20 protein-coding genes are annotated in these 18,277 nt (G+C 74.6%); 12 read left to right on the top strand and 8 right to left on the bottom strand.

Going from position 1 to position 18,277, the window contains the following annotated elements:
• Positions 1–78 precede the first annotated feature (78 nt).
• The 6 genes from ABZ452_RS16620 to ABZ452_RS16595 all read right to left on the bottom strand — a co-directional run bounded on the left by ABZ452_RS16620 (position 79) and on the right by ABZ452_RS16595 (position 4,968).
• Positions 79–651: an NADAR family protein gene (locus tag ABZ452_RS16620; protein ID WP_357943403.1), complete on the bottom strand. Its 573-nt coding sequence runs from the start codon at positions 649–651 to the stop codon at positions 79–81.
• Positions 652–787: 136 nt separating this feature from the next.
• Positions 788–1,429, bottom strand: a complete 642-nt coding sequence (locus ABZ452_RS16615; protein WP_357943401.1) for an SRPBCC family protein — start codon at positions 1,427–1,429, stop codon at positions 788–790.
• Complete coding sequence (locus ABZ452_RS16610; RefSeq protein ID WP_357943399.1) at positions 1,426–1,788, bottom strand: metalloregulator ArsR/SmtB family transcription factor; 363 nt, start codon at positions 1,786–1,788, stop codon at positions 1,426–1,428. Before ABZ452_RS16610 ends, ABZ452_RS16615 begins: the two co-directional genes overlap by 4 nt.
• Positions 1,789–1,869: 81 nt before the next feature.
• Positions 1,870–2,544, bottom strand: coding sequence for a peptidoglycan recognition family protein (locus tag ABZ452_RS16605; RefSeq protein ID WP_357943397.1), 675 nt, complete (start codon positions 2,542–2,544; stop codon positions 1,870–1,872).
• A 96-nt stretch (positions 2,545–2,640) separates the two neighbouring features.
• A complete protein-coding gene (locus tag ABZ452_RS16600; protein ID WP_357943395.1) occupies positions 2,641–3,387 on the bottom strand; it encodes a lysozyme in 747 nt (248 codons plus the stop codon).
• Positions 3,388–3,498: 111 nt separating this feature from the next.
• Positions 3,499–4,968, bottom strand: a complete 1,470-nt coding sequence (locus ABZ452_RS16595; protein ID WP_357943393.1) for an FAD-dependent oxidoreductase — start codon at positions 4,966–4,968, stop codon at positions 3,499–3,501.
• Here ABZ452_RS16595 and ABZ452_RS16590 point away from each other — a divergent pair.
• The 9 genes from ABZ452_RS16590 (at position 4,946) to ABZ452_RS16550 (ending at position 13,196) form a co-directional block, all read left to right on the top strand.
• Complete coding sequence (locus ABZ452_RS16590) at positions 4,946–5,296, top strand: YciI family protein (protein ID WP_357943391.1); 351 nt, start codon at positions 4,946–4,948, stop codon at positions 5,294–5,296. The two genes, ABZ452_RS16595 and ABZ452_RS16590, sit on opposite strands and share 23 nt — an antisense overlap.
• Positions 5,293–6,513 (top strand): RNA polymerase sigma factor, encoded by a 1,221-nt coding sequence (locus ABZ452_RS16585; protein ID WP_357943389.1) that lies wholly within the window; start codon positions 5,293–5,295, stop codon positions 6,511–6,513. Before ABZ452_RS16590 ends, ABZ452_RS16585 begins: the two co-directional genes overlap by 4 nt.
• Entirely contained in the window at positions 6,510–7,346 is an 837-nt protein-coding gene (locus ABZ452_RS16580; protein ID WP_357943387.1) for an SMP-30/gluconolactonase/LRE family protein, read from the top strand. The genes ABZ452_RS16585 and ABZ452_RS16580 overlap by 4 nt, the downstream gene beginning before the upstream one ends.
• Positions 7,347–7,536: 190 nt before the next feature.
• Complete coding sequence (locus ABZ452_RS16575; protein WP_357943385.1) at positions 7,537–8,358, top strand: ABC transporter ATP-binding protein; 822 nt, start codon at positions 7,537–7,539, stop codon at positions 8,356–8,358.
• Positions 8,355–9,071, top strand: a complete 717-nt coding sequence (locus tag ABZ452_RS16570; RefSeq protein ID WP_357943383.1) for an ABC transporter ATP-binding protein — start codon at positions 8,355–8,357, stop codon at positions 9,069–9,071. Before ABZ452_RS16575 ends, ABZ452_RS16570 begins: the two co-directional genes overlap by 4 nt.
• A 28-nt stretch (positions 9,072–9,099) precedes the next feature.
• The gene (locus ABZ452_RS16565; protein ID WP_357943381.1) at positions 9,100–9,978 is read left to right on the top strand and encodes a branched-chain amino acid ABC transporter permease; all 879 of its coding nucleotides are present in this window, start codon (positions 9,100–9,102) and stop codon (positions 9,976–9,978) included.
• Positions 9,975–11,114 (top strand): branched-chain amino acid ABC transporter permease, encoded by a 1,140-nt coding sequence (locus ABZ452_RS16560; RefSeq protein WP_357943379.1) that lies wholly within the window; start codon positions 9,975–9,977, stop codon positions 11,112–11,114. The genes ABZ452_RS16565 and ABZ452_RS16560 overlap by 4 nt, the downstream gene beginning before the upstream one ends.
• 52 nt (positions 11,115–11,166) lie before the next feature.
• Complete coding sequence (locus ABZ452_RS16555) at positions 11,167–12,438, top strand: ABC transporter substrate-binding protein (protein WP_357943377.1); 1,272 nt, start codon at positions 11,167–11,169, stop codon at positions 12,436–12,438.
• A 131-nt stretch (positions 12,439–12,569) separates the two neighbouring features.
• Entirely contained in the window at positions 12,570–13,196 is a 627-nt protein-coding gene (locus tag ABZ452_RS16550; protein ID WP_357943375.1) for a TetR/AcrR family transcriptional regulator, read from the top strand.
• A 21-nt stretch (positions 13,197–13,217) separates the two neighbouring features.
• Here ABZ452_RS16550 and ABZ452_RS16545 read toward each other — a convergent pair whose 3' ends face one another.
• A complete protein-coding gene (locus ABZ452_RS16545; protein ID WP_357943373.1) occupies positions 13,218–13,640 on the bottom strand; it encodes a MarR family transcriptional regulator in 423 nt (140 codons plus the stop codon).
• Positions 13,641–13,722: 82 nt separating this feature from the next.
• Between ABZ452_RS16545 and ABZ452_RS16540 the strand changes: the two genes are divergently transcribed.
• The 3 genes from ABZ452_RS16540 to ABZ452_RS16530 all read left to right on the top strand — a co-directional run bounded on the left by ABZ452_RS16540 (position 13,723) and on the right by ABZ452_RS16530 (position 16,912).
• A complete protein-coding gene (locus ABZ452_RS16540) occupies positions 13,723–15,516 on the top strand; it encodes an ABC transporter ATP-binding protein (RefSeq protein ID WP_357943371.1) in 1,794 nt (597 codons plus the stop codon).
• A 64-nt stretch (positions 15,517–15,580) separates the two neighbouring features.
• On the top strand, positions 15,581–16,261 hold the full coding sequence (locus ABZ452_RS16535) for a VOC family protein (protein WP_357943369.1): 681 nt from the start codon (positions 15,581–15,583) through the stop codon (positions 16,259–16,261).
• Between the two features lie 93 nt (positions 16,262–16,354).
• Positions 16,355–16,912, top strand: coding sequence for a M23 family metallopeptidase (locus ABZ452_RS16530; protein ID WP_357943367.1), 558 nt, complete (start codon positions 16,355–16,357; stop codon positions 16,910–16,912).
• 9 nt (positions 16,913–16,921) lie between these two features.
• Here ABZ452_RS16530 and ABZ452_RS16525 read toward each other — a convergent pair whose 3' ends face one another.
• Positions 16,922–18,103 (bottom strand): hypothetical protein, encoded by a 1,182-nt coding sequence (locus ABZ452_RS16525; protein ID WP_357943365.1) that lies wholly within the window; start codon positions 18,101–18,103, stop codon positions 16,922–16,924.
• Between the last annotated feature and the right edge of the window lie 174 nt (positions 18,104–18,277).

Genomic DNA, 18,277 nt, shown 5'->3' with positions numbered 1-18,277 from the left:
GACGCTAGGCAGCGCCGCTCGCGGTCGGAAGCCGGAAACCAGGCGACTCCGCCTGGGGGTTTTCCGCCCCCACCCCGGCTAGCCGAGGACGTCGGCGGTGCCCGCGCGCAGGGCGGCCCGGGTCTCCATGAGGGCGAAGCCGAGCAGGTTGTCGCCCCGCCACCGCGCCGGGTCCGCGGCGCGCGGGTCGTCGGCCGCCAGCCCGATGCCCCAGACCCGGTCCACCGGGCTCGCCTCGACCAGCACCCGCTCGCCGGTGCCGAGCAGGAACCGGCCCAGCTCCTCGTGCTGGCCGAACTTGGCCACGCTGCCGGCCACCACGATGTCGTAGCGGCGGGCCGCCCAGGTCGCCTCGTCGAAGCCGCGGACCTGCCGGCCGAGCGCCTTGGCCCGGTGCGGGTGTGCGGCTCCGAGGACCCGCTCGGCGATCCCGTCGTCGCCGAAGAGGGTGGCCTTGTGCCACATCATCCAGTGCTCGGCCGTGGCGTACGTGCGGCCGTCCACCGTGAACGGCGCGGGCCACCACTGGCTCAGGCAGCCGGCGCCGGCGCTGCCGTCGCGCTGCGGGCGGTGCCCCCAGAAGTGCAGGTATCTGACCGGCGTTCCCGTCTGGACGGCGGCCGTCAGCTCGGCGACGGATCGGATCGGCATGATCGCCAGTCTGCCCGAGGGCACCGACACTCCGCCCCCGCATTCCCCGGGGGCCGGAACCTCCGCGCGCGCCGACGGGTCGGCCGCGCCGTGCCCGTGCCGCCGTCCTGCGGCACGGGCACGGCCGGCGAGGGAGTCAGGGGGTGGGGATGCCGGTGTAGAAGGCGGTCGTCCGGTCGCCGGCGGCGCGCGCCTCGTCGGCCGGGGTGCCGGCGGCGATGCTCGCCTCGGTCCAGCGGGCGCTGGCCTCCGCCATGAAGCGCCGGCCCTCGTCGGACCCCATCCAGGCGACGGCCTGGTCCGGGCTGATCCCGCTGCCGTCGGCCGCGAGGTGGGAGGCCAGCCCGAGCAGCGCGCCGTCCCAGCCGACGCCGACCGCGCCGGGCCCGAACTCGGCCCACCGCTGGTCGTCGACGTGCGCGACGTGCTCCAGCTCGAACCGGGTACGCCCGGCGCCGGCCTCGGTGAGCCGTACCTCGATCCAGCTCACCTCGCCGCCGAACTCCCAGGTCGCGGCGAAGCTGTGCGGCGGGTCGCAGCGCTCGACCGTGCCCCCGGCGTTGCCCTCCAACTGGTAGCGGCCGCCGACCTTCAGCTCGCCGGAGACCGGCAGGAACCAGCGGGGGATCCGCTCGGCGCTGGTGCAGGCGTCCCAGACGTCCTCCACCGGCGCGTCGTACGTCTGGCTGACGGTCATCACCCGCGCCTCGCCGGCGGGGAGCGTGCGGCTGCCCAGCCGGCGCTCCACGTCGCTGATCTGCCCGATTACGTCGATCATGATGTGGTCCTCTCGTCGGATTCGCTCTCGCGCAGCCGCCGTTCGCGCCGGCCCCGGGCCAGTTCGGTGGCGAGCGCCGCCAGCGGCGGCGTCCAGAACCGGCGGAAACCCGCCAGCCACTCGTCCATCTCGCGCAGCGGGCCAGGGTCCACCGCGTAGAGGCGGCGGGTGCCCTGGGCGCGGACGGTCGCGAAGCCGTGCTCCCGCAGCACCTTGAGGTGTTGCGACACGGCGGGCTGGCTGATGCCGAACTCCCGCTGGACGGTCGCGCCGAGCGTGCCGGCGGGCTGCTCGCCATCGGCGAGCAGCTCCAGGATCCGGCGACGGACCGGATCTCCGAGGACGTCGAAGGCGTGCACGACCTCTTTCTATCAGATCCGACTTATATAAGCGAGCGCTGCATGAGCGGCGCGCCGGCGGGACGGGTCCCGCCCCTCCGGTCAGCCGCCGAGGCGGGCGGCGACGGTGCTGCGCAGCTCCGGGAGCCGGTCGTGCAGCAGGCCGGGACATTGCGTGCTGTTGAAGTCCTTGTGCCCGTAGATCTCGGTCGGCGGGATGCCGTACTGCTGGCAGGTGAAGGCGCAGAACCACACCAGGCTGTTCCAGAGCGCCTGCGGGGGCTGCACGTCCAGATAGATGCCGTCGTTCTCGATGCCGATGGCCTGGCTGTTCTGCCCGACGCAGTGCGCGCCCTGCACCATGGTCTGCCCGTGCAGCAGCCCGTAGAGGCTGCCGTGCCGGCCCTCGGTGAGGAAGCCGCCCCGGCTGTTGGTGAAGTGCTGCCCGGAGTCGAGCCAGCCGTTGCTGTCCATGTGCAGGTTCTGAATGTCGCGCGAGTTCCGGTAGGCCTGCGCGAGGCTGTAGTCGGTGGTGTTCGGGAACGCCGTGTGGTGGATGATGATCTTGTTGGGCCGGCTCTGCGCCACGCTCACCGCGGAGGACGGCGGGCGGGCGCCCCAGGTCGCGCAGTTGGCGATGGTCGGCTGGTCGATCCGGGCCGCGACGGCCCGGGCGTCGCGGCCGGGGCCGACCTGGGTCAGCGCGGTGGCGCCGGCGGCGGCGCCGAGCAGGACCGCGCCGCGCAGCACGGCCCGCCGGGGAACGGGAACGGACATCGGGGCCTCCTCGTCGGGGACGGGCGCCGCCGGTGGCGGGCGGATCCGGGTCGCGGCGCGGAGACGCCGGAGCGGACCGCCCGCCACCGGAGCGGATCAGCAGGGTCCGTTGCAGGCCAGCACCTTGAGCCGGTCCAGGGTGCCGTTCCAGACGTTCTGGTCACCCGGGAAGACGCCCGAGGAGGCCCACTGCCAGAAGGAGTACGTCCCCCAGCCGGCCGGCAGGGTGCCGACGCTGCTGGAGTAGCGCGCGATCCACAGCGGGTTGTTCGCGGCGAACTGCGAGGTGTTGCCGGTGCAGGTGCTCCACCAGTCGGTGGTGGTGTAGATGGTGGCCCACCGGCCGGTGCGCGCGTAGTACTGGTTGACGAACGAGGCGATCCAGCTGCGCATCGAGGCCTGGCTCAGGCCGTAGCAGGTGGCGCCGTACGGGTTGTACTCGATGTCGAGCGCGCCGGGCAGCGTCTTGCCGTCCTTGGACCAGCCGCCGCCGTGGTCGACGAAGTAGTTGGCCTGGGTGGCGCCGGTCGTGGTGTCCGGCCGGGCGAAGTGGTACGACCCGCGGATCATCCCGACGTTGTAGGAGCCGTTGTACTGCTGGGCGAAGTACGGGTTGGTGTAGTACGTGCCCTCGGTCGCCTTCACGTACGCGAACCGGGCGCCGTTGTTCCAGGCGGCGGACCAGTTCACGTTGCCCTGGTGGCTGGAGACGTCCATGCCGGGCAGGCCGGCCGGGGCGGCGCTGGCGGGAGTCGCGCCGACGACGGCCGAGGCGGCCAGGGTGACGGTGGCGAGCAGGGCCGTGGCGGCCGTACGCAGCGCCGATCGCAGGGGACGGTTCATCTTTCCTCCCTGGGGGTGGGGGAGACTGACGAAAGGAACTGTCAACATTAGGTCACAGGGTGGAGAAACTTTTCAATAGACACATGGAAGTTTTTCTTTGTCTTGCGGGGTTCAGCGGAGGTCGGCCAGCACCTCGGCGGCGGCGCGCTCGCCGGCCACGACCGCGCCCTCCAGGTAGCCGCTCCACCGGGTGGCGGTCTCCGTGCCGGCCCAGTGCACCCGGCCCACCGGCCGGCGCAGCTCCGGGCCGTAGTCCCGCCAGGAGCCGGGCGGCAGCATGCCGCAGAAGCAGCCACGGGTCCACGGGTCGGCCGACCAGTCGTACTCGACCAGGTCGTCGGGGCGGGCGGCGGCCGGCCCGACGAGCGTGCCGAGGGCGTCCAGCAGCGCGGCCCGCCGCGCGTCCGGCGCCATCCGGCGCAGCTGGCGGGCCTCCGCGCCGTAGCTGAACGCGGTGAGCACCCCGCGCGGCGAGCCGGGCACCGAGTTGTCCACCGTCTCGGTGACCGGGCCGTCGTCGGCGGTCGCCACCCCGGAGCGACCGTCGGCCCGCCAGAACGGCTCCGGGTAGAGGGCGTGCACCTTGATCGCCGCGCCCATCGGCATCCGCTGGGTGAGCCCGTCGCGCAGCGCCGGCAGCGGCGGGTCGTACCGGATCCGCCCGGCCAGCGCCGGCGCCACCGCGACCACCACGGCGTCGGCGCGGTGCACCTCGCCGCCCGCGTCGACCCGCACCCCGGCGCCGTCCTGGGTGAGCCCCTCGACCGGGGCGCCGAGGCGCAGGCAGTCCGCCGGCAGGGCGGCGGCCAACCGCTCGGCCAGCGCCGCCGGGCCGCCCACGATCCGGTCCTGCTGGGCGCCGCCGGCCATCCCCAGCAGGACGCCCGTGCCGCCGCCGCTGCGCAGATAGAACAGCATCTGCAACAGCGACACCTCGTCCGGCGCGGCGGCGAGCAGCCCGCCGGCCAGCAACCGCCCGGCGTAGCGGGCGGTGACCGGGTCGGGCGCGGTGGCGGCCAGCCAGCCACCGAGCGTGGTCCGGTCCCACTCCGCCGCCTCGGCCGCCCGCCAGGGCGCGGCCGGGTCGAGCCGCGCGGCGAGCCCGTCCAGCGTGTCGAGGACCGCGGCCACCGACGCGGGCGCCTCGGCCAGCCGCCGCCCGGCCCAGCGCAGCGTCGGCGCGCCCTGCGCCGGTGACGGGAAGGTGGCCAGGCCGTGGGCGGCCACCAGCGCGTACATCCGGTCCTGGGTCGGACCGATCCACTGGGCGCCGAGGTCGAGCCAGCCGCCGTCGGGCAGCGGCCGGGAGAGCGTCCGGCCGCCGACCCGGTCCCGGGCCTCCACCAGGCGTACGGCGCAACCGGCGCCGGCGAGCGCGAGCGCGGCGGCCAGGCCGGAGAACCCCGCCCCGACCACGACCACCCGGCTGCCGCGCACGGCGCGGGATACCCGGATCCCGGTGGAATTCTCTCGGCCGGCGTGTCGATACCGGCGTCCGCCGTTCGTGTGGAGGGTGGAGGGGCGGCGCGGGGCCGCTGCCGGAGGTGAGGAGACGCGCGTGAGGCAGTACCTGATCAGCATGTACCAGCCGGCCGGCGCCGGCCGGCCGGACCCGGAGTTCCTGGCCGGGGTGATGCGCGAGGTCGACGCCATCGGCCGGGAGCTCAGGGAGGCCGGCTGCTGGGTGTTCGGCAACGGCCTGCACGCACCAGAGACGGCCACCGTGCTGCGCCCGAAGGGGGACGACGTGCTCGTCACCGACGGCCCGTACGTCGAGGGCAAGGAGTACCTGGGCGGGTTCACCATCATCACCGCGCCCGACCTCGACGCCGCGCTCGACTGGGGCCGCCGCTACGCCCTGGCCACCACCCTCCCGATCGAGGTGCGCCCGTTCCAGGGCGAGGAATGACCGGCCCCACCGACGTCGAACGGGTCTTCCGCGCGGAGTACGGCCGCGCGGTCGCCGTCCTGGTGCGCCTCCTCGGCGACATCGACCTCGCCGAGGAGGCGGTCCAGGAGGCGTTCGCCACCGCGGTCGACCGGTGGGCCGTCGACGGCCCACCGCCCAGCCCGGCCGGCTGGATCATCACCACGGCCCGGAACCGGGCGATCGACCGGCGGCGGCGCGAGGAGTCCCGCGCCGACCGGCACGCCCAGGCCGCCCTCCTGTACGCCGCCGAGCCGCCCGCCGAGGAGGGTCCCGTGCGCGACGACCGGCTCCGACTGATCTTCACCTGCTGCCACCCGGCGCTCGGCCCGGCGGCGCGCGTCGCGCTGACCCTGCGCCTGCTCGGCGGGCTGAGCACCGCCGAGATCGCCCGGGCCTTCCTGGTGCCGGAGCCGACCATGGCGCAGCGCCTGGTCCGGGCCAAGGCGAAGATCCGCGACGCCGGCATCCCGTACCGGGTGCCCCGGGACGCCGACCTGCCCGACCGGCTGCGCGCCGTGCTCGCCGTGGTCTACCTGATCTTCACGGAGGGGCACACCGCCAGCGCGGGGGAGCGGCTGGTCCGCGACGAGCTGTGCGCCGAGGCGATCCGGCTGGGCCGGCTGCTGACCGAGTTGATGCCGGACGAGCCGGAGGTGCTCGGCCTGCTCGCGCTGATGCTGCTCACCGACGCGCGGCGGGGCGCGCGGACCGGGCCGGACGGCGCGCTCGTGCCGCTGGGCGAGCAGGACCGGGGCCGGTGGGACCGGGCGCTGATCGCCGAGGGGCAGGCCCTGGTGTGGCGCTGCCTGCGGCGGGACCGCCCCGGCCCGTACCAGATCCAGGCCGCGATCAACGCGGTGCACAGCGACGCGCCGACCGCCGCGGACACCGACTGGTGGCAGGTCCTCGCCCTCTACGACCAGCTCCTGGCGCACGCGCCCGGCCCGGTGGTGGCGCTGCACCGGGCCGTCGCGCTGGCCGAGGTGGCCGGCCCGGCCGCCGCGCTCGCCGAGGTCGACCGGCTGGACCTGGCCGGCTACCACGTGCTGCACGCCGTCCGCGCGGACCTGCTGCGCCGCCTCGACCGGCCCGCCGAGGCGACGACCGCGTACGACGCGGCGATCGCGCGCACCGACAACGCCGCCGAGCGGGAGTTCCTCCGCCGCTCCCGCGACCTGCTGAGGAGCCACCCGTGAACGCACCGGAGATCCTGGTCGACGGGCTCACCTTCGGCGAGTCGCCCCGCTGGCACGACGGGCGGCTCTGGCTGGCCGACTGGGGCGCCGGGGAGGTGCTCACCGTCGACGCGGCGGGCCGGACCGAGGTGGTCGCCCGGGTCGACGGGCTGCCGATCTGCCTCGACTGGCTGCCGGACGGGCGGCTGCTGCTGGTCGCCGGTGGTGCCGGGCGGCTGCTGCGCCGGGAACCCGACGGCACGTTGCGCACCCACGCCGACCTGGCCGCGCTCGTCCCGCACCCGTGGAACGAGGTGGTCACCGACGCCCGGGGCAACGCGTACGTCGACACCATCGGCTTCGACTTCCCCGCCGGGGACTACCGGCCGGGGGCGGTGGCCCTGGTCATGCCGGACGGCGAAGCTCGGCTGGTCGCCGACGACCTGGCCTTCCCCAACGGCATGGTGCTCACCCCGGACGGGCGCACCCTGATCGTCGCCGAGTCGTACGCCGGCCGGCTCACCGCGTACGACGTGGCCGGCGACGGGACGCTGGGCGGCCGGCGGGTCTGGGCGGCGGTGCCGGACTCCGCGCCGGACGGCATCTGCCTCGACGCCGCCGGGGCCGTCTGGTACGGCGACGTGCCGAACCGGTGCGCCGTGCGCGTCGCCGAGGGCGGGCGGGTGCTCGACCGGATCGACCTGGATCGGGGCTGTTTCGCCTGCGCGCTCGGCGGTCCGGACGGGCGCACCCTCCACCTCGTCACCACACAGTGGAGCCCCGCGGCGCTCGCCGGCGGGCCCCGCACCGGCCAGGTCCGGACCGTGCGGGCACCCGCCCCGGCCGCCGGCTGAGCACGGCGCACCGCGCACGGCGGGTGCGACTCCGGCGCGCGTCGGAATCGTGATCGCGTCGATATCCCCGCGGCCCTCGGGAGGCATTGACGAACCCTCGCCGAAAAGTACACTCCCGGTGTAATAAGTTTCCCGCTTCGCCCGAGCCGCACCGCGCACCCCCGACGCCGCGTCCTCTCCCGAGGTGAAGATGAGCCCACCCCCCACCCCCGCGGACGGCATCGACCTGGCGCTGCACGGTGTCGGCGTCCGGTTCGGCGGGCTCGTCGCCCTCGACGACGTCTCGCTGCGGGTCCCGCCCGGCCGGATCGTCGGGGTGATCGGCCCCAACGGCGCCGGGAAGACCACCCTGTTCAACGTGGTCTGCGGCTTCGTCCCGCCGACCAGCGGATCGCTCACACTGGACGGCCGGCCGTTCCGGCCCCGCCCGCACCGGCTGACCCACCTCGGCATCGCCCGCACGCTCCAGGGCGTCGGCCTCTTCCCGGGGCTCACCGTGCTGGAGAACGTGGTGGCCGGCGCCAGCCACGCGGCCCGGGCCGGCTTCGCCACCGCCCTGTTCGGCCTGCCGCGCAGCGACCGCGACGAGCGGCGGCTGCGCCAGGAGGCCCTCGACCTCCTCGCCGAGCTGGGCGTCGCGGCGCACGCCGGCGCCGCCCCGACCACCCTGCCGTACGCGGTGCGCAAGCGGGTCGCCCTGGCCCGTGCCCTGATCGCCCGGCCCCGGCTGCTGCTGCTCGACGAGCCGGCCGGCGGGCTGGGCGCCGACGACGTCGCCGAGCTGGCCGAGCTGGTCCGCACCCTGCCCGAGCGGGCCGGCGGCGCCTGCTCGGTGATGCTCGTCGAGCACCATATGGACCTGGTCATGGCCGTCTGCCAGGAGCTGGTGGTGCTCGACTTCGGCCGGGTCATCGCCGCCGGCACCCCCGACGAGGTCCGCGACGACCCGCTGGTCACCGAGGCCTACCTCGGCGCCGACGTGCCGGCCGAGGCCGCGGGGGCCGGGTCGTGACCGCGGTGCTGGAGGTCGAGGCGGTGAGCGCCGGCTACGGGCCGGTGCCGGTGCTGTGGGACGTGACCTTCGAGGTGCCCGCCGGGACCATCGCCGCCGTCCTCGGCGCCAACGGGGCCGGCAAGACCACGCTGCTGCGTACCCTCTCGGGTCTGCTGCGGCCCACCGGCGGCCGGGTCCGCTTCGACGGCGCCGACCTGCGCGGCGTCCGCGTCGAACGGCTGGTCCGGCGCGGCCTGGCGCACGTCCCCGAGGGGCGGGGCGTGGTGGCCGAGCTGACCGTGGAGGAGAACCTGCGCCTCGGCGGGCTCTGGCGCGGCGACCGGGACGACGCCCGCCGGGCCCAGGACGAGGTGTACGAGCTGTTCCCGGCCCTGGCCCGCCGGCGGCGCCACGCCGGGCACCAGCTCTCCGGCGGGGAGCGGCAGATGCTCGCCCTCGGCCGGGCGCTGATCGCCCGGCCCCGGCTGCTGCTGCTCGACGAGCCGTCGCTCGGCCTGGCCCCCAAGGTGACCGCCCAGATCATGGCGCTGCTGCGCCGGCTCTGCGACGAGCGGGGGCTGACCGTCCTGCTCGTCGAGCAGAACGTGCGCAGCGCCCTCTCCGTCGCCGACCAGGGCGTGGTGATGTCGCTCGGCCGGGTGGTGACCGCCGCCCCGGCGGCCCGGCTGCGCGACGACGACCAGCTCCGGCACGCGTACCTCGGGTTCTGACGGCCCGGCGAGCAGGAAGGATCCGCGATTGGACCGGTTCTTGTTCCTCACCTTCGGCGGGCTCTCCACCGGCGCGGTCTACGCCGCGTTCGCCCTGGCCCTGGTGCTCATCTGGCGGGCCGCCCGGCTGGTCAACTTCGCCCAGGGCGCGATGGCCGTGGCCACCGCGTACGTCGGCTACGCGGTGGCCTCCGCGACCGGCTCCTACTGGCTGGGCCTGTGCGCCGCCGTGCTCGCCGGCCTGCTCCTGGGCGCGCTGGTCGAACGGGTGCTCATGCGCTTCGTCGGGCACGCCAACCCGCTCAACGAGGTGATCGTGGCGCTCGGCCTGGTGCTGCTCATCCAGGCGGTGCTCGGCATGGTCTTCGGCAACGGCTACCGGCCGGCCGCCGCCCCGTTCGACACCGACGCGCTCACCCTCGGCGGGGTGGCCGCGCTCTCGCCCTACGACCTGTGGGTGCTCGGCGCCGTCCTGGTGGTCGTCGTGCTGCTCGCGCTGCTGTTCACCCGCACGCCGATCGGCCTGCGGATGCGGGCGGCCGCGTTCGCCCCCGAGGTGTCCCGGCTGCTCGGCGTCGACGTGAGCCGGATGCTCACCCTCGGCTGGGCCCTCGCCGCCGCGGTCGGCGCGCTCGCCGGGATGCTCGTCGTGCCCACCGGGCTGGGGCTGCACCCGCACGCCATGGACCTGGTCTTCGTCGTCGCGTTCACCGCCGCCGTGGTCGGCGGCCTGGACAGCCCGACCGGTGCGGTCGTCGGCGGCCTGCTGGTCGGCCTGATCCTCTCGTACGTCACCGGCTACCTGGGCCCGGACACCACCCCGCTGGCCGTCCTGGTGCTGCTGCTGGCCGTCCTCCTGGTCCGCCCCGGCGGGCTCTTCTCCAGTGCGAGAGCGAGGCACGTGTGACCGCCACCCGCCCCTCCGCCCGGTCCGGGGTGGACCGGCCCGCCGGGCCGTCCCCGCTGCGCCGGCTGCTGCCCGGCGCGCCGGCCGCCGCCGGCCCGCGCGGGTCGACCCTGCTGCGCCACCTGGCCGGGGCGGTGCTCGCCGGCACCCTGGTCGTGCTGCTCACCAACCAGCTCGCGCCGTACCAGAACCTCCAGGTGGCCCGGGTGTGCGCGTTCCTCTGCGTCACCGCCGGCTACACCGTGCTGGTCGGGCTCAACGGCCAGCTCTCGCTCGGGCACGGGGCGCTGATGGCCACCGGCGCCTACACGGTGGCGCTGGTGCAGCGGGCGTTCGACGAGCGGGGCGTGCAGGGCCGCTGGATCCTGCCGCTGTCGCTGCTGGCCGCCGTGGCGGCGACCGCGCTGGCCGGGCTGGTCATCGGGCTTGCGGCCGCCCGGCTGCGCGGGCCGTACCTGGCCGGCGTGACCCTCGCCGTGGCGACGCTGGTGCCGGCCCTCAGCACGATCTTCACCGGGGTGTTCAACGGCGAGCAGGGGCTGCGCTTCCCGGCCGAGACCCCGCCGGCCTTCCTCGGGGCCTACTTCCAGCCGGAACGGTGGCTGGCCTGGGTCGCGCTGCTCGCCGCGCTGGTGACCGTGCTGCTCCTGGCCAACCTGGTGCGCAGCCGGTTCGGCCGGTCGCTGCGCGCCGTACGGGACGACGAGGTGGCGGCCCGGCTCGCCGGCATCCACGTCGCCCGCACCCAGGTCCTCGCCTTCGTGGTCAGCGCCGGCTGCGCCGGCCTCGGCGGCGGCGTGTACGCGGTGCTCACCGCCACCGTCGCCCCGGGAAAGTTCCCCCTGGAACTGTCGCTGTTCCTGCTCATGGCGATCGTGATCGGCGGGCTCGGCAGCCTCGCCGGCGCGGTCTGGGGCGCCGTGCTGCTGGTCGCGCTCCAGGACCTGCCGAGCCTGCTCACCGAGACGTTCAGCCTGTCGGGCGGCCTGGCCCAGCGGCTGGAGGGCAACCTCGCGCTGGCCGTGTTCGGCCTGATCCTCATCGTCGTCATGCTCGCCGCGCCGGGCGGCCTGCACGGCGCCGTCCGTACCGTCGCCGCCCGGCTGCGCGCCCGCCGCCGCGCGCCGGAGAACTGAGCCACCCCGGTTCCACCCACCCGTTCGCACCGCCGCACCGGAATGGAGAACCATGCGTCCCACCACCCGCCGCATACTCGCGGCCGCCACCGGCCTCGCCCTGCTGGCCGCCGTGCCGGCCTGCGCCGACGACGCGAAGCAGGCCGCCGAGAACGTCCCCGGCGTCACCGACACCGAGGTCGTCATCGGCACCCACCAGCCGCTCACCGGCCCCGCCGCCCCCGGCTACTCGAAGATCTCCGCCGCCACGAAGGCGTACTTCGAGCACGTCAACAGCAAGGGCGGGGTGAACGGCCGGAAGATCGTCTACAAGGTCATGGACGACGGCTACAACCCCGCCAACACCGAGAACGTGGTCCGCAAGCTGGTCCTCGACGACAAGGTCTTCGCGCTCCTCGGCGGGCTGGGCACCCCCACCCACACCAACGTGCTGGAGTTCGTCAAGACCCAGAAGGTGCCCGACCTCTTCGTCTCCTCCGGCAGCCGGAACTGGAACCAGCCCGACAAGTACCCGACCACCTTCGGCTGGCAGCCCGACTACACGGTCGAGGGCAAGGTCCTCGCCACCTGGGTGAAGCAGCAGTTCCCCGGCGCCAAGGTCTGCCACTTCGGGCAGAACGACGACTTCGGGCGGGACTCCCTGGCCGGGGTGGAGAAGGTCCTCGGCGCGGTGGCGGCGAAGCAGACCTACACCACCACCAACCAGCAGGTCGGCCCGGCCATCGGGGCGCTCAAGGCGGCCGGCTGCCAGGTGGTGATCTCGGCGAGCATCCCGGGCTTCACGGCGCTGGCCATGGGCCAGGCCGCCGGGCAGGGGTTCCGGGCGCAGTGGGTGGTGTCCAACGTGGGCGCCGACTACACGACGCTGTCCAACCAGCTCGGCGACAAGAAGGTGATCCTCGAGGGCATGGTCGCCGACAACTACCTGCCGATGGTGGGTGACACGGCCAACCCGTGGATCCAGGAGTTCACCAAGATCCACCAGAAGTACAACTCGGCCAACCCGATCGACGGCAACGCGATCTACGGCTACTCGATGGCGTACACCTTCGTGCAGGCGCTGCTCGCCGCCGGCAAGGACCCGACCCGGGAGAAGCTGGTCGAGGCGGTGCAGAAGGGCGGCTTCCGCGGGCCGGGCCTCACCCCGTTCCGGTACAGCGACAGCGTGCACGCCGGCTACAGCGGCGTGCGGCTGAACAAGGTCCAGAACGGCGCGCAGGCGTACTTCGGCCCGACGTACACCACGGACGACGGCGACGCCGCGGTCACCGAGTTCAGCGAGCCGCCGACCGCCCCGCCGGCGGACGCCATCCCGACGACCTGACCACGCGCCGGGCGGCCGTCACCGCGGTGGCGGCCGCCCGCCGACGCGCACGTAGAGTGCACCAGTCCGGCGTGACGCCACCGGGGCGGGCAAGCCGCGCCGGCCAGGAGCTACGCACAGGGGGCGGACGCATGATCGAGGTGGACGCCGACGCGCCGGCGCGGGTGGACGGCCGGTCGGCGCGGGCCGAGCGGACCCGGGCCGCCATCGTCGAGGCGCACCTGGCGCTCATCGACGAGGGCGACCTGCGGCCCACCGGGGAACGCATCGCCGAGCGGGCCGGGGTGTCCCTGCGCACCCTGTGGACCAACTTCAAGGACATGGAGACCCTGTTCGCCGCGACCGGGCTCCGGGTCGGCGAGCGACTGGACGCGCTCTGGCAGCCGATCCCCGCCGAGCTGCCGCTCACCCGGCGCATCGCGGAGTTCTGCGACCAGCGGGCCGAGATGCTGGAGGTGCTGGCGCCCTCGGCGCGCGCCTCGGCCCTGCGGGAGCCGTTCTCGCCGCAGCTGCGGCGTAACCGGGAGGCGGCCATCGCCCGGGTCCGCCACGAGATCGAGCTGGTCTTCGAGCCCGAGCTGGCGCACGCGGGTGCGGGGCGCGAGCAGTTGCTGGACGCGCTGACCGTGGCCTGCACCTGGGCGGCGTGGGCCATGATGCGCGACGCCATGGGCCTCGACGTGGCGGCGGCCCGGGCCACGCTGGCCCGCACCATCGGCGCGCTGCTCGTCGACGGCATCGCCGCCGGCCTGCGCTGACCGCGCTCGGGCCACCACACCTCAGTCGTCGCGCAGCCGGCGCAGGATCCGGGTCAGCTCGTCCCGGTCGGCCGGATCGAGGGCACCGAAGAACCGTTCCGCCTCGGCGGCCCGGGCCACCCGGATGGCCTCGCCGACCCGTTCGCCCTCTCCGGTGAGCGCGACCAGGGTGGCCCGCCGGTCGACCGGGTCGGGCCGGCGCTCGACCAGCCCGCGCTCGGCCAGGCCGTCGACCACCTCGGTGGCGGAGCGGGGCGCGATGCGCAGGTGCTCGGCGAGCGCGCTGAGCCGGACCGCGCCGTGCCGCATGAGCACGGCGAGCGCCCGGGCGTGCCCCGGGTTGATCTCCCAGGGTTCGAGGGTGCGCTTGGACTGGTGGCGCAGCCGCCGGGCCACGGCCCAGAACGTCTCGGCCAGGCTCTCCTCGTCGTCGCTGCCGGTCACTGGAATACGGTAGCAGCACATGCTGTTGTTCCCTCATAATGAGGTAGCCTCAGCAATGCCCCCGACGAAAGAGAGCACCCCCTTGGACGGATTCCGAGACGGCCGCGGCGGCGGCCGGACCACCGTGACCCCCGCCGAGAAGACACAGGCCCGCCAGGTGTCGCTGCGCCGGATCGGCGGCCTCTTCACCGCCCACCGCGGCCCCCTCGCCGCCGTGGTGGCGATCATCGTGGCGTCGTCCGTGATCGCGATGGCGTCGCCGTTCCTCCTGCGTACCGTGATCGACCGGGCCCTCCCGGAGCGCGACCTGACCCTGCTGGCCTGGCTGGTCGCGGGCATGGTCGGGGTGGCCGCCGTGACCGCCGTGCTCGGCGTGGCGCAGACCTGGATCTCCACCCGCGTGGGGCAGGAGGTCATGCACCGGCTGCGCACCGACGTCTTCACCCACCTCCAGCGCCAGTCGATCGGCTTCTTCGTCCGCACCCGCACCGGCGAGGTGCAGTCGCGGATCACCAACGACATCGGCGGCATGCAGGCCGTGGTCACCTCCACCGCCACCTCGATCGCCGCCAACCTCACCACCGTCATCGCCACGGTGATCGCCATGGTCGCGCTGAGCTGGCGGCTCACCCTCGTCTCGGTGGTCGTGCTGCCGCCCGCCATCTGGCTGACCCGGCGGGTCGCCCGGCTGCGCCGGGAGATCACCGCCCGCCGCCAGCGCGAGCTGGCCGACCTCAACGTCACCATCGAGGAGGGGCTGTCGATCAGCGGCGTGCAGCTGGCCAAGACCCTCGGCGCCGGCGCGACGCTGGTCGACCGGTTCACCACCTCCTCGGCCCGCCTCGTCGACCTGGAACTCCGCTCGGAGCTGGCCGGCCGCTGGCGGATGGCCTCCATGACGGTGATCTTCGCGGCCATCCCGGCCGTCATCTACCTCGGCGCCGGCCTGCCCGGCACCGCCGGCACGCTCACCATCGGCACCCTGGTCGCCTTCACGGCCCTGCAGGGCAACCTGTTCCGGCCGCTCATGGGCCTGCTCAACGTCGGTGTCTCGCTCACCGCCTCGATGGCGCTGTTCGCCCGGATCTTCGAATACCTGGACCTGCCCGTCGAGGTGGCCGACCCGGCCCGGCCGGTCGAACTCGACCCGGCCCGCGTGCGCGGCCACCTGCGCTTCTCCGACGTCACCTTCAGCTACCCGGGCAGCGACACGGCCGCCGTGGCCGGGGTGAGCCTGGACGTACCGGCCGGCACCAGCCTGGCCGTCGTCGGCGAGACCGGCTCCGGCAAGAGCACGCTCGCCGCACTGATCAGCCGGCTGCACGACCCCGACGCCGGCCGGATCACCGTCGACGGCGTCGACCTGCGCGACCTGCGCCTGGCCGACCTGGCCGCCGTCGTGGGCGTGGTCAGCCAGGAGACCTACCTGCTGCACGCCACCGTGCGGGACAACCTCCGGTACGCGAAGCCGGACGCCACCGACGCCGACATCGAGGCCGCCGCCCGCGCCGCCCAGATCCACGACCTCATCGCCGCGCTTCCCGACGGGTACGACACGGTGGTCGGCTCCCGCGGCCACCGGTTCTCCGGCGGCGAGAAGCAGCGCCTGGCCATCGCCCGGACCCTGCTGCGCGACCCGCGGATCCTGGTGCTGGACGAGGCGACCAGCGCGCTGGACACCGAGACCGAGCGCGCCGTGCAGCGGGCCTTCGACGAGCTGGCCCGGGGCCGCACCGTGATCACCATCGCGCACCGCCTCTCCACCGTCCGCGACGCCGACCAGATCGCCGTGCTCGACCACGGCCGGATCGTCGAGTCCGGCACCCACGAGACCCTGCTCGACCACGCCGGCCGGTACGCGGCGCTCGCCGCCTGACCCCGACCCGGAAACCTGATCCACAAGACGTGATTCCCACGTCCCCGATCGCTAGAGTGGCGCGATGCGGAACGGAGTGCAGGCCCACGTGCCGGTGCTGTACGTCGCGGACGCCGACGCCGCCCGAGCGTTCTACGAGCTGTTCGGCTACACCGAGCAGCGGAGCGGCGGCGACGGCGGCTCCCGCTGGTGCCACCTCCAGTGCGGGGACCTGACCCTGCTGCTGGCCGCCGTGAAGCCGCGCCTCGTCACCGTCGAACTGCCGCTGCTCGTCTACCTCTACGTCGACGACCTCGCCGCGACGACGGACCGCCTCACCGCCGCCGGTCACCTCGTCGAGCCGGTGGGCCACCCCGCGCACGCCCCCGGCGGCGAGTGCCGCACCACGGACCCCGACGGCAACACCGTTCTGTACGGGCAGCGCCGGGCCGTGCCCACGCAGGCGCGCGGCGACGCCGAGGCCCGGTTCTCCCTGATCCGGGAGGCGGCCGAGGCGGTCGCCCGGCGCGACGGCGCCCCGGCCCGCTGCCAGATCGGCAGCCCCCGCGGTGAGCCCTGCCCGGAGCCGGCCGAGGTGAAGCTCGCCGACTCGTGGGGCGACACGGTCTGGGGTTGCCTCGCCCACGCCGACGAGGCCCTGCTCAACGCGCGGGGGGCCTTCCTGGCCACCGAGGACGTGATGGGGCTGGCCGGGTTCCTGGCGGCCCGCCGCCCCCAGCCGGACGCCGCCGCGCAGGGCACGTAGGAAACCTTTGTCGCGGCACCCCTGGTCGTAGCTATTTACCTTGCCTCGGGCTGCCCATAGCATCGACCCACGTCATTGACTCTGGGGGGATCGATGTCCGTAACGCTCACCGCCGCCCGGTGGCGCATCTTCGCGCTGCTCACGGTTACCGTCGTCGTCGGTGCCCTGACCGGGGTGCAGCCCGCGCAGGCCGCCCGGCCGGGCTTCCGGATGCCGTTCCTGTGCGGCCAGACGTGGCAGGGCAACAACTGGAACGGGCACAGCCCGGCCCACGCCATCGACTGGAACCACTACGACGGCAACGGCAACCCCGACGACCTGGGCCGCCGGGTGGTCGCCAGCGCCGGCGGCACCGTGCTGGAGTCGTACTACTCGACCACCACCGGCTACGGCCACACCATCGTGATCGGCCACGGTGACGGCTGGCGCACCCGCTACGCCCACCTCAGCGAGCGGCTGGTCGCCAAGGGCGACACCGTGAACCGGGGCACCGTCATCGGCAAGGTCGGCGCCTCCTCGGCGAAGTACGACCTCAGCCCGCACCTGCACTACGAGCAGATCCACGACGGCAGCGTCGTCGTCTCGGTCGTCCAGGGCGTCACCTGGTCCGACTACCTCAAGCGCAACCAGACCAGCACCAACAACTGCTGACCCGCCGGCTCAGGCCGGCCCCGGACTGTCCGGGTCGCCCGGCGCCGGCGTGGTCTCGCCCTGATGCGCCGACGCCGGCCGCTGCCCGGGGGCGGGATGCGGAGCGGGCGGCTGCGGGAACGGTTCGAGCGGAGTCCACTGCTCCACCGGGGAGTCGGGCGGCCGGGGCCCCCGCCGCGCGTCTTCCGTGCCGGCCTCCCGCGTGGCCTGCTCGGCCGGACGCCGCCCCGTGCCGCCCGCGTCGTCCGCCTCGGCCTCCCGCTGGCGTGGCGGGTGATCCTGCCGGAGCGCCTCCGGCATGCCGGCTGTCGGTCCGGTGCCGTCGTCCTGGGCCTCCGGCATTCCGGACGCGGGTCCGGCGCCGTCGTCCTGGGCCTCGGGCATTCCGGCTGTCGGTCCGGCGCCGTCGTCCTGCGCTTCCGGCATTCCGGACGCCGGCCCGGCGCCGTCGTCCTGCGCCGTCGTCGGCCGGCGTTTGCGCTCCTCCTCGGCGTACTCGGCGCGCCGGCGCTCGAGGTCGCGCTTCCACTCCAGGGCGATGCGCTTGTCCCAGTACGGCCGGAGCAGCTCGCGGACCGGCTCGTCCAGGTGGACCGACACGTCCGGCTCACAGGTGAACCTCACGCCGCCGCGCCCGTATGCCCAGGGGAGGGCGTCGTCGCCGGTCATGGCGTCGTCCAGCGCGAGCGCGAACGCCCGGGGCTGATCCGGCGGGATCTCCGCGGCGCACCGGACCGCGATGCGCCGCAGCCGCTGCATCGCCTGGGGCTGGAACTGGTCGACGTACCAGCCGAAGAGTTCCGGCCGCGCGTGGTCGGAGGTCCAGGTGAAGGTGGTTCGGACGACGAAGTGGTAGACCTGCCCCTGAGCCGGCACCAGCAGGGTCGGCGCCGGCCGTCGGTCGACGAGCGTCACGGGTGCGGACTCCATCTCCTGCCACCGCAGCTGCTCCAGCACGGGCCGGGCCGCCGTCCACAACCGCTTCGCTCCGCGCAGCGCGACCGTCCAGAGTTCGCGCGCCCGGGCGAGCCACCCCTCCCACCGGTCCCGCGCCGGTACCCGGCCCCGGCCGCCCTCGACGCGCTGATCGCGGCCGGCCCTCGGGCTGCCGCCGTTCGTCTCGCCGGCGCGGGTGCCGCTGTCCGTCTCGTCGGCGTGGGAGCCGCCGTCTTCGCCGGGCGTCCCGGTCATCGCACCCCTCCCCGGTCGAGCAGCCGTGCGCCGTACGGCCGCGCCGGTGTGGGGTCGGTGCGGCCGTTCGAGGGGTGTGCGGAGGCGCGCGCCGGCGCTTCCGTCGTCCCACGCTAACAAGCCGGCACCGTGGCGGACGGCAGCCGCGCGGACGGCGGGATCGGGTTCGGGGAT

Origin of the sequence: Micromonospora sp. NPDC005707, assembly GCF_040631005.1 — a bacterium.
Taxonomy (GTDB): domain Bacteria; phylum Actinomycetota; class Actinomycetes; order Mycobacteriales; family Micromonosporaceae; genus Micromonospora.
Note: the sequence above shows the minus strand (reverse complement) of the source record. Positions and strands in the feature narration are given on the sequence as shown.